The organism is Streptomyces sp. NPDC057099, from assembly GCF_042671245.1.
Classification (GTDB): Bacteria; Actinomycetota; Actinomycetes; order Streptomycetales; family Streptomycetaceae; genus Streptomyces; species Streptomyces purpurascens.
On record NZ_JBHUTX010000003.1, the window covers coordinates 127757 to 140745 of the forward strand.

Here is a 12989-nt window from a genome sequence, read left to right on the forward strand (position 1 = left end):
AAGTGGCTGGTCTGACGTGTTCAAAATTAAAAGTCTGACTTTTTCGACGGAAGGTCGCCGTGTGCCAGGGTGTGGTGAAAGTGGGACACCCCGAGGCAGCGCGGGGCGCGAACGGGGCAAGGCGAGGCAGACATGGCGGACATGGCGGACAGAACCATCGAAGACGGCGACGGGATCAGAACGTTCCCCTTTCCGGTCGAGCTGAGCGTCGGCGGTGTCGGCATGCAGGTCGGCCCGATGGGCACCGGCCGCACCTGGCACGCCGACGCGCCACTGGAGCGCGTGCACCGCATCGACTTCCATGTCGTGATGCTGTTCGCCGAGGGCCCGGTCCGGCACATGGTCGACTTCACCGAGCACGAGGCCGGGGCCGGTGACCTGCTGTGGATCCGCCCGGGGCAGGTCCACCGCTTCTCGCGGACGAGCGAGTACCGCGGAACGGTGCTCACCATGCAGCCGGGCTTCCTGCCCCGCGCGACCGTGGAGGCCACCGGCCTGTACCGCTACGACCTGCCGCCGCTGCTGCGTCCCGATGCGGCCGAGCTCGCCGGGCTGCGCGCCGCGCTCGACCACCTGCGGCGCGAGTACGAGGACACGGCCACGCTGCCGCTCAGCCTGCACACCGCCGTCCTGCGCCACTCGCTGACGGCGTTTCTGCTGCGGCTCGCCCATCTGGCCGCGAGTGCGGCGGAGTCGGTACGCCGGCAGTCGGACTCCACCTTCACGCTCTTCCGGGACGCCGTGGAGCGGGACTTCGCCACCAACCACAGCGTCAGCGCCTACGCGGACGCGCTCGGTTACTCCCGTCGCACCCTGGTCCGCGCGGTCCGCGCCGCCACCGGCGACACCCCCAAGGCCTTCATCGACAAGCGCGTCGTGCTGGAGGCCAAGCGGCTCCTCGCCCACACCGACCTGCCGATCGGCCGGGTCGGCGCGGCGGTCGGCTTCCCCGACGCCGCGAACTTCTCCAAGTTCTTCCACCAGCACACGGACCAGACGCCGGCGGTCTTCCGGGCGGACCTGCGCTGAGGACGGCGAAAAGGGGCCCCACGCGCGCGTGGGGCCCCCTGTCGAGCAGTCGTCAGTGCCCGAAGGTGAACCAGTTGACGTTCACGAAGTCCTGCGGCTGACCACTGGTGAAGGTCAGATACACGTCGTGCGTGCCCGTCACGGAGCTGATGTTCGCCGGGATCGTCCGCCACGACTGCCAGCCCCCGGTGCCGCCCACCGCGAAACTCCCGACGGGCGCGTTGCTACGGCTGTCCAGCCGCACCTCGACCAGCCCGCTGACACCGCCCGTCGCACCGCTCGCGACCCGGGCGCTGAACTGCCGGGCCGCCGTGGAGCCGAAGGTGACGCCCTTGAAGTGCAGCCAGTCGCCGTTGGCCAGCGAGCCGATGTTCTGCCCGCCGCCGGAGTCGGTCGTCGTCTCGGTGCTCACCCCGGACTGGCCGTCGTACGACTCGGCCTGGATGGCGGAGTAGGCGTCGCGGTTGCCGGTCGGCGGGGGCGTGGTGCCGCCGCCGGACGACAGCACCTGGACGTAGTCGACGAGCATCGAGTGGCCCGGCTGCGTCCCGGCGTCCGGGCCGCCGCCGAACGCGTCGGGGAAGCCGCCGCCCATCGCGACGTTCAGGATGACGAAGAAGCCGTGGTCGGTGGCGTTCTTCCAGGTCGTCGCGTCGACCTGGTTGGCGCGCACGGTGTGGAAGTTGACGCCGTCGAGGGAGAAGCGGATCTCCTCGACGCCGGTCGAGCGGTCCCACTCCATCCGGTAGGTGTGGAAGCCGGCCTGACAGGTGGTGCCCTGGCAGGTGGTCGAACTGCCGATGCCGCTGGTCTCGTTGCAGGGGCCGCCCGGCGAGGTGCCGCAGTGCATGGTCGCGAACACCGTGTTCATGCCCTGGGTGTTCTCCATGATGTCCAGCTCGCCGACGGCCGGCCAGTTCCAGTAGTTGCCGCGGTAGGGGGCGCCCAGCATCCAGAAGGCGGGCCAGTAGCCCTTCGCCGCTGCCCCGGTGACGTTCGGCACCTGGATGCGCGACTCGACGCGGAGTGTGCCGCCGGCCGGGGGCTGGAAGTCGGTGCGGTTGGTCTCGACGCGGCCGGAGGTCCAGTTCCCGGCGGCGTCCCGCCGGGGGGTGATGCGGAGGTTGCCGTTGCCGTCGAGGGAGACGTTGTCCGCGCTGCTCGTCATCGTCTCGATCTCGCCCGTGCCCCAGTTGGCCGGGCCGCCCGGGTAGCCCTTGCCCGTCGCGTACTGCCAGTGGGAGGTGTTGACGCCGCTGCCCGCGGCGCCGTTGAAGTCGTCCACGAACAGCTGCGTCCAGCCCGACGGGGGCGGCGGGGCGGAGGCGTTCGCGGCCGGGGCGGAGGCGGTGGTGGCCGCCGCCGCGAGACCGAGCGTGCTGACGAGGGCGACGAACGCCCGCCGCAAGGGGCGGCGTCTGTGGGAGGTGCGGGAGGAATCGCTCATGGGGGGATGCCTCTCGAGTGGAGGGGTGAGAGCGCTCTCAAAGTGCCGTCAATGTGCTCCACGGCATCCGGGTCGTCAAGAGGTACAGCAGAGAAGGCCGTTCACTGGGTGAAGCCCGGTTCGTAGGCGCCGTACCACCGTCGCTCGGGGTCGAAGGTGAAGCTGAAGTAGTTCCTGTAGAAGGCGAAATGCCTGCTGAAGTTGTGGTTGACGTGCATCAGCGGGCGTGGGCCGTGATCGGGTTCGGCGTAGGTGCCGACCAGGGCGCCGAAGGTTCTGCGGCCGGAGGCGACCGCGAGGGCGTGGCCGTAGGAGGCCAGGATCTGGTTGCGGATGTACCGCTTCAGCTCGCCGAAGGTGATCTCCACCTTCCGGTGGTCGGGAAGGGAGAGGGGGAGGAACGAGTTGAGGTGAGCGAGGTTCGACGGGGTGAAGGTGCGGAAGACCAGCACCTTGTCGTCGGGCAGGCCGGAGGACCGGTAGTCGGGGTGGTGCTCCAGATGGTGCAGGATCTCGTTGGCGTTGGGGGTGAACGCGCATCCCCAGCTCCAGTTGATGCCGTCGGGGTGGTAGGCCGCGCGGAAGGCGGCGAGTTCCTCGGGCCCCATGTTGGCCTGGTGGAAGTCCTTCGGGCGCGGATCCTTGTCCTCGGGGTCGCGGCGCATGCCCAGGGGCTGGGCCTCGAGCTGGCCCTGGGCGTTCCGCTCTTCCAGTTGGCCGTCGTCCATGCTGTCGACCAGGACCGGGCCGCCGGCGAAGCCGTGGGAGAAGAAGCTGAGCTCCATCAGGGTGCCGGGAGCGCGGATTCCGATGCTCCGTACGGCCGCGTAGACATCGGTCGCCGACATCACGTCGGGGTGGCCCTCACCGAAGAGGCGGCCGTTGTAGTGGGCGCGGGTGACGCGCTCGAAGGAGCGGACAGCGGCCACCGACTCGGTCCGTGTTCCTCCCGGGTAGGTGAACGTCCGGACGACGACCTCCCCGCTCTCCACGTCGAGGATCTGGAAGACCAGGTCCTCCTTGGCCCTGTTGGCCGCCACATGCTGCCGGACCCGGTTCTCGCAATAGGCCCGGAACGGCAGTTGCTTGGGCGGCAGCTTGCAGCCCGCCACCAGTACGAAGTGCTTCATCGCCTCAGTCCTCGACCCATTCGCCCTCGGAGTTCTGCACCCAGCGGGGCAACCGGTCGTCCGCGCGCAGCCGCACCAGGTTGGTGGGGATGCGCACCGTCCAGGGGTCGCCCTGGGGGATCTCGTCGCCCGGGCGGTCGAGACGCTCGGCGATCTCGTCGGCGATCGGCAGGTAGAGGGGGCTGGAGACGGTGGGGAGCGGGCCGCCGTCCCACAGTTCGCCGAACTGCATGAAGTGGTCGATGGCGCCTTCGAAGCCGAGGCGGGCGGGGACCGTGACCCGGCAGTACCCGGCCTTGAGGAACTGGTTGAACAACGGGTCGGGGTCGTCGTAGGCCAGGCGCTCGTCCCATTCGCTCTTACGGCCCCAGAAGTACGGGTACGCGACCCACGTCAGATGCTCCCACTCGAAGGCCTGCTCGAAGAAGCGGACGTAGGCGCCTTCCACCGCGGCCTCGTCGATGTCGAACTGCGGGACCTGGCCGGGCTCGCCCTTCATCGCGTCGAAGAGGTCGAAGTGCTGCTCGGTCAGGATGCTGACGCAGCTCTTGCGCAGTTCGTGGGCGATCAGGTCCAGGTTGGCCAGCGGGTTGCGGCCCTCGATGGCGACGCCCGCCTGAAAGGTCAGAGCGGCGACCTTCTCCTCGTACTCCGAGAGCCGGGCGCGGTAGGCGGTGGTCAGCTTGGCGTGGGTCTCCGCCCGCCACTTCTCCATCGCGCGCTCGGTGCGCCGGCACTTGATCTCGATCGCGACGGAGACCTGGGAGAGGCGGAAGCTGTCGACGGCGACCGGGATCGAGCTCTGCTCCTCGTCCAGCATGGTGATCCACACCCAGTGGTCGTCCGGGCCGAACCGATGGGTCCGGCGGCCCACGGCGACGTCGAGGGAGTGGTAGCCCTCCCAGATGTTGCAGAGGCGGGCCACGGACGCCTGGAACGCCTGGTAGCCCTCGTCGAGGGTGACCTGGCCGGAGTGGTTGTAGTTGGTCCTGCTGTCCCCGCCGCCCGCCTTGAAGTCGAAGGACTTGGTCAGGTACATCTCGGGCGGCGGAGTGACGTCCGTGGCCTGGTACACCTGCACCCAGTAGTGGTAGTTGGTCTCGTCGATCTTGTTGGCATGGAGGGTGAACGCCGGCGGCTTGTCCACCTGGACGGCTCCCGCGTGGGCCGACTGGAGGGTGTGGATGAGGAAGGCGGCGGGCTCCGGGATCATGAAGTCGAACATGGTGCGCAGCCCGTAGTTGTACATCTGTGCGCGGTAGATCTTGTTGACCCACTGGTAGACCCCGGAGATGTGGTCGATGCCGGGGCTGTTGTCGAGGGTGTGGGTGTTCTTCTCGGTGACTTCGGTGGTGATCCGCAGGGTGGTGCGCTGGAGTACCCGCTCGGAGATCTTGGAGGCGCTGCGCTGGGTGACGTCCTGGGAGAAGGTGGACGCCGACTTGGTCGCCTCCTCCTTCGACCGGGAGACGGAGCCCTCGACGGAGGCCGAGAACTCCACCGTGGGGCCGTACTTGCCGGTGACGGTCAGGCCTGCCTTCAGCGCCGCGTCCTCCTTGATGACCGCACTGGCCTCCCTGGTCATCTCGAAGCGGTCCGTCGACTCCAGCTCACGTTCCTCGGAGGTGATCGTCTCCGTCTCGGTGACGGTGGTCTGCTCGGTCTCCTCGCGCCGGGTGTGCTCGCGCAGCTTGGTCTCGCCCTTGAGGACGTTCTCGATGTGGGCGACGTCGGCGCCCTCGTAGCCGATCAGCTGCTGGCGGACCACGAGCAGGTCGGCGACCCCGGACGGCTTCACACTGCCCCGCGTGGTCGGGAGGGGTTCTGCCTCCAGGGGGATCTGCTCGACCGGGTCCAGGTCCCCGATGCTGATCGCGTTCCAGACGGACGGCACCGGTGTGGAGGTCGTGACCAGTGTGTCCCCGAGCCGTCGCACGCTGCGCTTGACCGGCTTGCCGAACAGTTTCTCCAGGTCTGCCGCCGTCCGGTCGGCCTCGCTCTGGAGGAGGGCGACGACGCGGTCCAGAGGCTGGGCCGTGATGTCGATGCCGCGTGCCGTGAGCAGGGCCCGGGTGGCCTCCGACAGTTGCTGCACCGCCGCCGGCAGGAGCCGGAAGCCGAGATCCTTGAGCAGGGCCGGGACGAAGCCGGGGGTGCCGGCGAGGAGGTCGGGCCTGGCGCCGAAGACCTGCCCGGCGAGTTGGGCGGCTCCCGCCACGACGGTGGGCTCCGGGGGGTTCGGAGCGGGTTCCTCGGCCGCCGCTCGCGCGGTGCCGCCTTCCGCTTCGGGCCCCGCCTCGCCGAGAACGCCACCGCTTCCGCCGCCTGTTCCGGTCCCGCCGCCCGTGCCTCCGCCTGTGCCGGTGCCTCCGGCCAAGGCCCGCAGGTTGGCCTCCGAGAGGAGCTTGTGGAAGGTGATCTGGCGGGCCAGTTCGGCGGGCGGGGTGTACTCGGGCGGCGGCAGCACCTGCTCCGACCGGTTCTGCGGGGAGACGCTGAAGTGCTCACCGCCGAGTCCGGTGAGCTCATCGATGGCGGTGCGCAACTGCCGGAAGAAGGTGAGCAGTCGCTCGGCGCGCTGGCGTCGCTCCCCGGCCGCCTCGGCCTCCTTCTCCCGCCGCCTGCGCTCGGCCTCGACGGTGGACAGCACGGGTTCGAGGCCCGTGGCACCCGGCAGCCGCAGGGGACGCCTGCGGGCCCGCCGCAGCTCCCGCGGGGCGGCGGGGAAGGCGGTGTGCGTCACGAGGCGGGCGACGATCTCCAGGTGGCGCAGCCGGCGGACCAGTTCCTCCAGGGGCCTGGTGTGCTCGGCGGGCAGGTACTTGACGGCCAGCACGCTGTCCCGGAGCCGGGCCACCGCCTCCTTGTACGGCGCGCCCTGCACGACATCGGCCGGGGCCGCGCCGAACGCGTCCCGGACGGCGGCGATCACCGTGTCCCGCAGCGAGGGCGGGTGCGGCGCGGCGGCTTCCGGGCGGGCGTCGGCAACAGGCCTCGTCAGAGCGGGCAGCCGGTCCAGCGCGGCCACGAATTTGGCCGTCTCCTTGGCCAGCGGAGCCTGTTCGGGCTTTCCGACGAACAGTGGGCCGGCGACGTACTCGCCCACCACGCGCCGCAGTTCGGTGCGTGGGTCCGCCGCGCCGGCCGCGGCGGTCAGCGCCCGCTGGAAGTCCGTCTGCTGCGCCAGTTCGATGCCGGTGTCGTCGGGTTCCGGTGCGATCGCGGGTCGCAGCAGGGCGAGGCGGAAGAGCGGCTCCATGGTGACCCCCCGTCGGGAGGGCGGGGCACTGGTCGCGTCCCGATTCCGCGCCTCCCTTTCACCTCACTATGCGGTCGTTCGCCGCTGACCGGACGGAAGTTCACTCTGACGAGTGCTTTCCCCGTCCTCGCCGCGCACTCCGCCCCTGGCTCGCTCCGGCTGCCACCCCAGGGCCCGTGAGATCCCCCGCGCCGCCACCCGCACCGCGGGGGCCAGCACGGGCACCTGGGCGTCGGCATGCGGGACCACGATGGACACGGCGGCGGTCACCGTGCCGTCCGCCGCCCGTACCGGGGCGGCCACCGACAGGGCGTCGTCCGTGATCTGACGGTCACTCACCGCGACTCCGGTGCGGCGTACTTCGGCCAGTTCCCGCCGCAGCCTTGCCGGATCGGTGATCGTGTACGACGTGAAGGACGCGAGGTCGCCCGCGCAGTACTCCTGCTGGAACCGTGGGGCGCCGTGGGCCAGCAGGGCGAGCCCGACGCCGGTGGCGTGCAGCGGCCAGCGGGCGCCGACGCGTATGTGCACGCCGACCGCCGACCGGCCCGACAGCCACTCGATGTAGACGACGTCGGACCCGTCCCGCACGGCCAGTTGCACGTTCTCGTGCGTCGCCTCGTACAGGTCCTCCAGATACGGCAGCGCGATCTGCCGCAGGGCGAGGCCGCGCGGCGCGAGCGCGGCGAGTTCCCACAGCCGGAGCCCGACGTGGTAGACGCCGGACTCGTCCCGCTCCAGGGCGCCCCACTCGGTGAGCGCGCCCACCAGCCGGTGGGCGGTGGTCAGGCTCAGCCCGGCCCGCCGGCTGATGTCCGTCAGGCACAGCGCCGGGTGCTCGTGGTCGAAGGCCCCGAGCACGGACAGCAGCCGGTCGGGCGCGGTGGGGCCGGTCATGGCCGGTTGTCTCCCGGGTGGGCGAGGTCGTGGGGGCGGGGGTAGGCGCTCGGGCGGTAGGGGACGTAGCGGGCCGCGGTCGTCGGGTCCTCCTGCCCCGCACGGGAGTTGAGCGTGCCGGGCGACACGTCCCAGCGGCCCGTGTCCAGGCGGTCCTCCAGGGTGTCCAGGGCGGCCAGGGTCTCGCCGGTGGTGAAGGTGCAGTGGCCGGGGCCGTCGACGTACGCCTGGCGCAGCAGCCCCGCGGAGCCGCCGGCCGTGGCCGCCCGCCGATAGGCGCTCTCGGCCTGCACCGGGATCAGCGCGTCACCCGTGGTGTGGATGTTGAGCTGGGGGTCGGTGAGCCGGCCGGAGAGCACGCTGGTGTTCCGCATCCACCCCACGGCCGAGGGGTCGGCGGAGATCCGGGGGGCCCGGCCGAGGGCCGAGAGGTCGCCGCGCAAGGACAGTCCCGCCTCCTTGTAGAGCTCGGTCACCTCTTTGTACAGCGGGGACCGGCCGAGCAGGGCGGTGTAGTCGACGCCGGTGTTCCAGGACGGGTTGCCGCCCGCCCGGCTCTCCGCCTCCTGCCGCCAGCTGAAGGCGGGCATCTGCAGCAGCCCCCGGACGGCGGTGAACTGGTTGGACTGCTGGGTCCCCCAGTCGGTGGGGCCCGGCTTCTGCTGCGCGGCGTCGTTGTAGCCGGGGATGTTGTGCAGCGCGGCGGCGAGAGCGATCCGGGCCCGGCCCTGCGGGGTCTGCTGGGCGGCGTCGACCTTCGTGGTGAGCGACTTGGCGGCGGCGACCGCCTCCGCCTGGTCGGCGAACCCCGCAAGCCGGATGCCGGAGCCCGGGGCGAGCAGCGTGCGCAGCGCGAACACCGGGTCCAGAGTGCTGTTCCAGTTGGCGACGCCGCCCTGCACCAGCCCGCACATCGACAGCGAGCCGTCGAAGCGGTCTGCGTGCCGCTCGGCGAGCATGGTGGTGACGAAGCCGCCGTAGGAGGTGCCCCAGGCGAGTGTCCGACTGGCCGGTCCGAACTTCTCGGTGAACAGGTCCAGCGTGGCGAGCTGGTCGGGCACCGCCTCGGTGATCGCCCAGCCGTTCGTCGCGTACGAGGAGCCGATCAGGGCGTAGCCCTCGGCCAGCAGCTTGTCGCGGACCGCCGGACGCGGCGTGTTCTGGGCCGGGTTGGGGGCCCCGGCCGGGGAGTAGCCATGGCTGTACAGCAGCACCGTGCCGTTCCAGGACGCGGGTACGTCCATCACGTACGCGGCGCCGGAGGGGAGTTTGCCCTCCAGACGGCTGTCGCCGGCGTCGGCGGCCTGCGCGGGCAGGGCCGTCGCCAGGGACAGGCAGGTGGTCAGCAGGGCGAGGCGGATCCTCAACGCGGGGTTCCTTCCAGAGTGGGGGTCGCGGCGGGGGAGTCCAGGGCGTCGGTGTGCGTCTCGCGCAGCCGCCACACGGTGACGGCGGTGATCGCCGCGCCGGCGCACAGCAGCAGCGAGACGGGAGTGCTGCCACCCCCGTACGAGGCGAGGAGGCTGCCGGCGATCAGCGGGGAGAAGCCGGCGCCGATCAGGGTGGCCGCCTGGTAGCCGAGGGAGGCGCCGGTGTAGCGGACGCGGGTGCCGAACATCTCGGTGAGCAGGGCGCCGAGCGGCCCGTACATCGTGGACTGGGCGACACCGTGACCGAGGGCGAGCGCGAGGATGAGCAGGCCGGGCGAGCCGGAGTCGACCAGGGCCAGTACGGGGAAGGCGAGCGCGGCCGAGGCGAGGGCGCCGGCGAGCACGACGGGCCGGCGGCCGACCCGGTCCGACAGCGCGGACGCGGCGGGCAGGACGGCGAGGGCCACGCAGGAGGCGACGGTCACCGCGGTCAGCACCTGCGGCCGGGTGTACCCCTCGTCGACGGCGTAGGAGATCATGAAGCTCGTCAGCAGCGACTGGGTGGTGAACGCGCCGATGCCGACGCACGCGGCGAGCAGCACGGGCTTCGGGCGGCGCAGCAGCTCCACGATCGGCGGCTTGTCCACCGGCTCGCGCTTGGCCTGCGCGAACAGCGGGCTCTCCGCGACCTTGAGGCGCACGAACAGCCCGACGGCCAGCAGCACGATGCTCAGCAGGAACGGCACCCGCCAGCCCCAGGAGCGGAAGTCGTCGTCGGGCAGTCCGGCGACGAGGGTGACCACACCGGCCGACAGCACGGACCCGAGCGGGGCGCCGAGCTGGGTGAAGCTGGACCACAGACCGCGACGGGAGCCCTGCGTCCTCTCGGCGTGCTCGACGACCATCAGCATGGCGCCGCCCCACTCGCCGCCGATCGCGATGCCCTGCACGACGCGCAGCGCGACGAGCAGGACGGGGGCCCAGACGCCGATCGCGTCGTAGGTGGGCAGCAGGCCGATGAGGAAGCTGCCCAGGCCCATCATGACCATGGTCGCCAGCATCATCGACTTGCGCCCGATCCGGTCGCCGAAGTGGCCGAAGACGATGCCGCCGAGCGGACGGGCGAGATAGCCCGCGGCGAAGGTCCCGAACGCCGCGATGGTGCCGACCGCCGGGTCGGCCTGGGGGAAGAACAGGTCGCCGAAGACGAGCGCGGCGACCGTGCCGTAGACGAGGAAGTCGTAGAACTCGACGGTCGTGCCGAGCAGGCCGGAGATGGCCACGCGGCGCAACTGCCGTGAATCCGGGGCGGGTTGAGCGGCTGAGGGGGATGGCTGCACGGGGAGCTCCCTGGGGACGGGTCTCGGATAGCCCGTGAAGTTATGCATCCATCGTGCAGCAGTCAATCATTTGCACAACATCAGTTCAGGCCGTCCTCCGCGATCCGCAGCAGCAGCGCGTGCAGCGTCTCCCGCTCGGCGTCCTCCAGCGGGCCCAGCAGTTCGTTGGTCACCCGCAGTCCGGCCTCGTCGGTGTCGCGCAGGAACGCGCGGCCGCTCTCGGTCAGGACGACGATCCGGCTGCGGCGGTCGTCGGGGGAGGGGCGGCGCTCGGCGAAGCCCAGCTTCTCCAGGTCGTCGACCAGGCCGACGATGGCGCTCGGGTCGTAGCCGAGCCGGGTGCTCAGCTCGCGCTGGAGGGCGCCCTCGGTGGTGGCGAGGAAGCGCAGCACCGCGTAGTGGCGCAGCCGCACCCCCGACTCCTGGAGGCAGGCGTTGAAGAGCTGCCCCGAGCGCAGGCCCAGGCGGTACAGCAGATAGCCCGTGTCGGCGTGCAGCCCGCGCATCCACGGCTCGTGCGCGTCGATGGGCTTCGGGGTGACGTTCTGGCGTGCGATGACGGGCTCCCTGTGCTCGGTGCTTCCTGGGATCCCCAGCATCTCGCACCCGTGGGTCATCAACAACTATTGACGTCAACAATTATTGCTCTTAGCTTCGATCTCGAAGCCGCACCACCCGCATCAGCTCGTGAAGGGACCCACCCGTGCCCAGCATCGATCTCTCCGGCAAGGTCGCCGTCGTCACCGGAAGCGGGCGGGGCCTCGGCCTCGCCTACGCCCATGCCCTGGCCGCCCACGGCGCCTCCGTGGTGGTCAACGACGTCGACGAGGCCGTGGCCGAGGCGGCCGTGAAGTCCATCGGGGAAGTGGGCGGCAAGGCCGTCGCCGAGGTCGTCCCGGTCGGCAGCTCCGAGGCCGCCGAGCGGCTGGTGAACCGCGCGGTCGAGGAGTTCGGCCGGCTGGACGTCCTCGTCACCAACGCGGGCATCCTGCGCGACAAGGTGCTGTGGAAGATGACCGACGAGGACTTCGACGCGGTGATCACCACCCACCTCAAGGGCACCTTCACCTGCGCCCGCGCCGCCGCCGTACGGATGCGCGAGCAGGGCGAGGGCGGCTCGCTGATCCTGGTCGGCTCCCCGGCCGGGCAGCGCGGCAACTTCGGCCAGACGAACTACGCGGCAGCCAAGGCCGGCATCGCCGCGATGGCCCGCACCTGGTCCATGGAGCTGGCCCGCGCGAACATCACCGTCAACGCGATCGTGCCGGTCGCCGCGACCGCGATGACCGAGACGATCCCGGCCTTCGCCCCGTACATCGAGGCCATGCGCGACGGCGAGCCGCTGCCGGACTTCCTGCGCAAGGGCGAGGGCTTCGGCACCCCGGAGGACTGCGCGGCCCTGGTCCCCTTCCTCGCCTCCGAGTCCGCCCGGGGCGTCACCGGCCAGGCCATCGGCATCGGCGGCGACAAGGTGGCACTCTGGTCGCATCCGCAGGAGGTCAGGGCGGCGTACGCCGACGGCGGCTGGACCCCCGGCGCCCTGGCCGACGCCTGGCCCACCTCGGTCGGTGCCGAACCCCAGTCGGTCGGCATCCCGGCGCCGAAGTTCCCGGAGGCGTGATGGCCCCCTCGATGAACGCAGACGACCTCGTCGCGATCGACGTCCACACCCACGCGGAGGTGTCCTCCAAGGGCCACTCCTCGCTGGACGACGACCTGCACGACGCCTCCTCCGCCTACTTCAAGGTCGAGGGCAAGCGGAAGCCGACCCTGGAGGAGACCGCCGCGTACTACCGCGAGCGGCAGATGGCCGCCGTGATCTTCACGGTCGACGCCGAGTCCGCCACCGGCACCCCGCCCGTCCCCAACGAGGAGGTCGCCGAGGCCGCCGCCGCCAACGCCGACGTCCTCATCCCCTTCGCCTCCATCGACCCCTTCCGGGGGAAGGCGGGCGTCAAGCAGGCCCGCCGCCTGGTCGAGGAGTACGGGGTGAAGGGCTTCAAGTTCCACCCCAGCATCCAGGGCTTCTTCCCCAACGACCGCTCGGTTGCCTACGACCTCTACGAGGTCATCGAGGAGACCGGCACCATCGCCCTCTTCCACACCGGCCAGACCGGCATCGGGGCCGGTGTGCCCGGCGGGGGCGGCATCCGCCTCAAGTACTCCAACCCCCTCCACGTGGACGACGTCGCCGCCGACTTCCCGCATCTGAAGATCATCCTGGCGCACCCGTCCTTCCCCTGGCAGGACGAGGCCCTGGCCGTCGCCACGCACAAGCCGGGCGTGCACATCGACCTGTCCGGCTGGTCGCCGAAGTACTTCCCGCCGCAGCTCGTGCAGTACGCGAACACCCTGCTGAAGGACAAGGTCCTCTTCGGCTCCGACTTCCCCGTCCTCACCCCCGACCGCTGGCTCGCCGACTTCGACAAGCTGACGATCAAGGAAGAGGTCCGGCCGAAGATCCTCAAGGAGAACGCCGCCCGCCTGCTCGGGCTGACGAAACCGTAAGGGGCGTGA

At 70.9% G+C, this 12989-nt stretch carries 10 protein-coding genes; 3 read left to right on the forward strand and 7 right to left on the reverse strand.

Going from position 1 to position 12989, the window contains the following annotated elements:
• Positions 1-141: 141 nt before the first annotated feature.
• Positions 142-1029 carry a helix-turn-helix domain-containing protein gene (locus ACFT4A_RS05270; protein WP_382826147.1) on the forward strand — a complete coding sequence of 296 codons (888 nt, stop codon included), beginning with the start codon at positions 142-144 and terminating at the stop codon, positions 1027-1029.
• A 52-nt stretch (positions 1030-1081) separates the two neighbouring features.
• Here the strand turns inward: ACFT4A_RS05270 and ACFT4A_RS05275 are convergent, their stop codons facing one another.
• The 7 genes from ACFT4A_RS05275 to ACFT4A_RS05305 all read right to left on the reverse strand — a co-directional run bounded on the left by ACFT4A_RS05275 (position 1082) and on the right by ACFT4A_RS05305 (position 10978).
• The gene (locus tag ACFT4A_RS05275) at positions 1082-2476 is read right to left on the reverse strand and encodes a glycoside hydrolase family 16 protein (protein WP_382826149.1); all 1395 of its coding nucleotides are present in this window, start codon (positions 2474-2476) and stop codon (positions 1082-1084) included.
• A gap of 101 nt (positions 2477-2577) precedes the next feature.
• The gene (locus ACFT4A_RS05280; protein WP_382826151.1) at positions 2578-3606 is read right to left on the reverse strand and encodes a hypothetical protein; all 1029 of its coding nucleotides are present in this window, start codon (positions 3604-3606) and stop codon (positions 2578-2580) included.
• Positions 3607-3610: 4 nt separating this feature from the next.
• Complete coding sequence (locus ACFT4A_RS05285; protein ID WP_382826153.1) at positions 3611-6865, reverse strand: hypothetical protein; 3255 nt, start codon at positions 6863-6865, stop codon at positions 3611-3613.
• Between the two features lie 66 nt (positions 6866-6931).
• On the reverse strand, positions 6932-7762 hold the full coding sequence (locus ACFT4A_RS05290; RefSeq protein ID WP_382826155.1) for an IclR family transcriptional regulator: 831 nt from the start codon (positions 7760-7762) through the stop codon (positions 6932-6934).
• Positions 7759-9129, reverse strand: coding sequence for an alpha/beta hydrolase family protein (locus tag ACFT4A_RS05295; protein ID WP_382826157.1), 1371 nt, complete (start codon positions 9127-9129; stop codon positions 7759-7761). Before ACFT4A_RS05295 ends, ACFT4A_RS05290 begins: the two co-directional genes overlap by 4 nt.
• A complete protein-coding gene (locus ACFT4A_RS05300) occupies positions 9126-10472 on the reverse strand; it encodes an MFS transporter (protein WP_382826159.1) in 1347 nt (448 codons plus the stop codon). Before ACFT4A_RS05300 ends, ACFT4A_RS05295 begins: the two co-directional genes overlap by 4 nt.
• Positions 10473-10552: 80 nt before the next feature.
• On the reverse strand, positions 10553-10978 hold the full coding sequence (locus ACFT4A_RS05305) for a MarR family winged helix-turn-helix transcriptional regulator (protein WP_382826611.1): 426 nt from the start codon (positions 10976-10978) through the stop codon (positions 10553-10555).
• A gap of 197 nt (positions 10979-11175) precedes the next feature.
• On the opposite strand from ACFT4A_RS05305, the gene ACFT4A_RS05310 reads away from it, so the two are divergent.
• Positions 11176-12093, forward strand: a complete 918-nt coding sequence (locus ACFT4A_RS05310) for an SDR family oxidoreductase (RefSeq protein WP_382826161.1) — start codon at positions 11176-11178, stop codon at positions 12091-12093.
• An 11-nt stretch (positions 12094-12104) separates the two neighbouring features.
• Positions 12105-12980 (forward strand): amidohydrolase family protein, encoded by an 876-nt coding sequence (locus ACFT4A_RS05315; protein WP_382826163.1) that lies wholly within the window; start codon positions 12105-12107, stop codon positions 12978-12980.
• Positions 12981-12989: the final 9 nt, after the last annotated feature.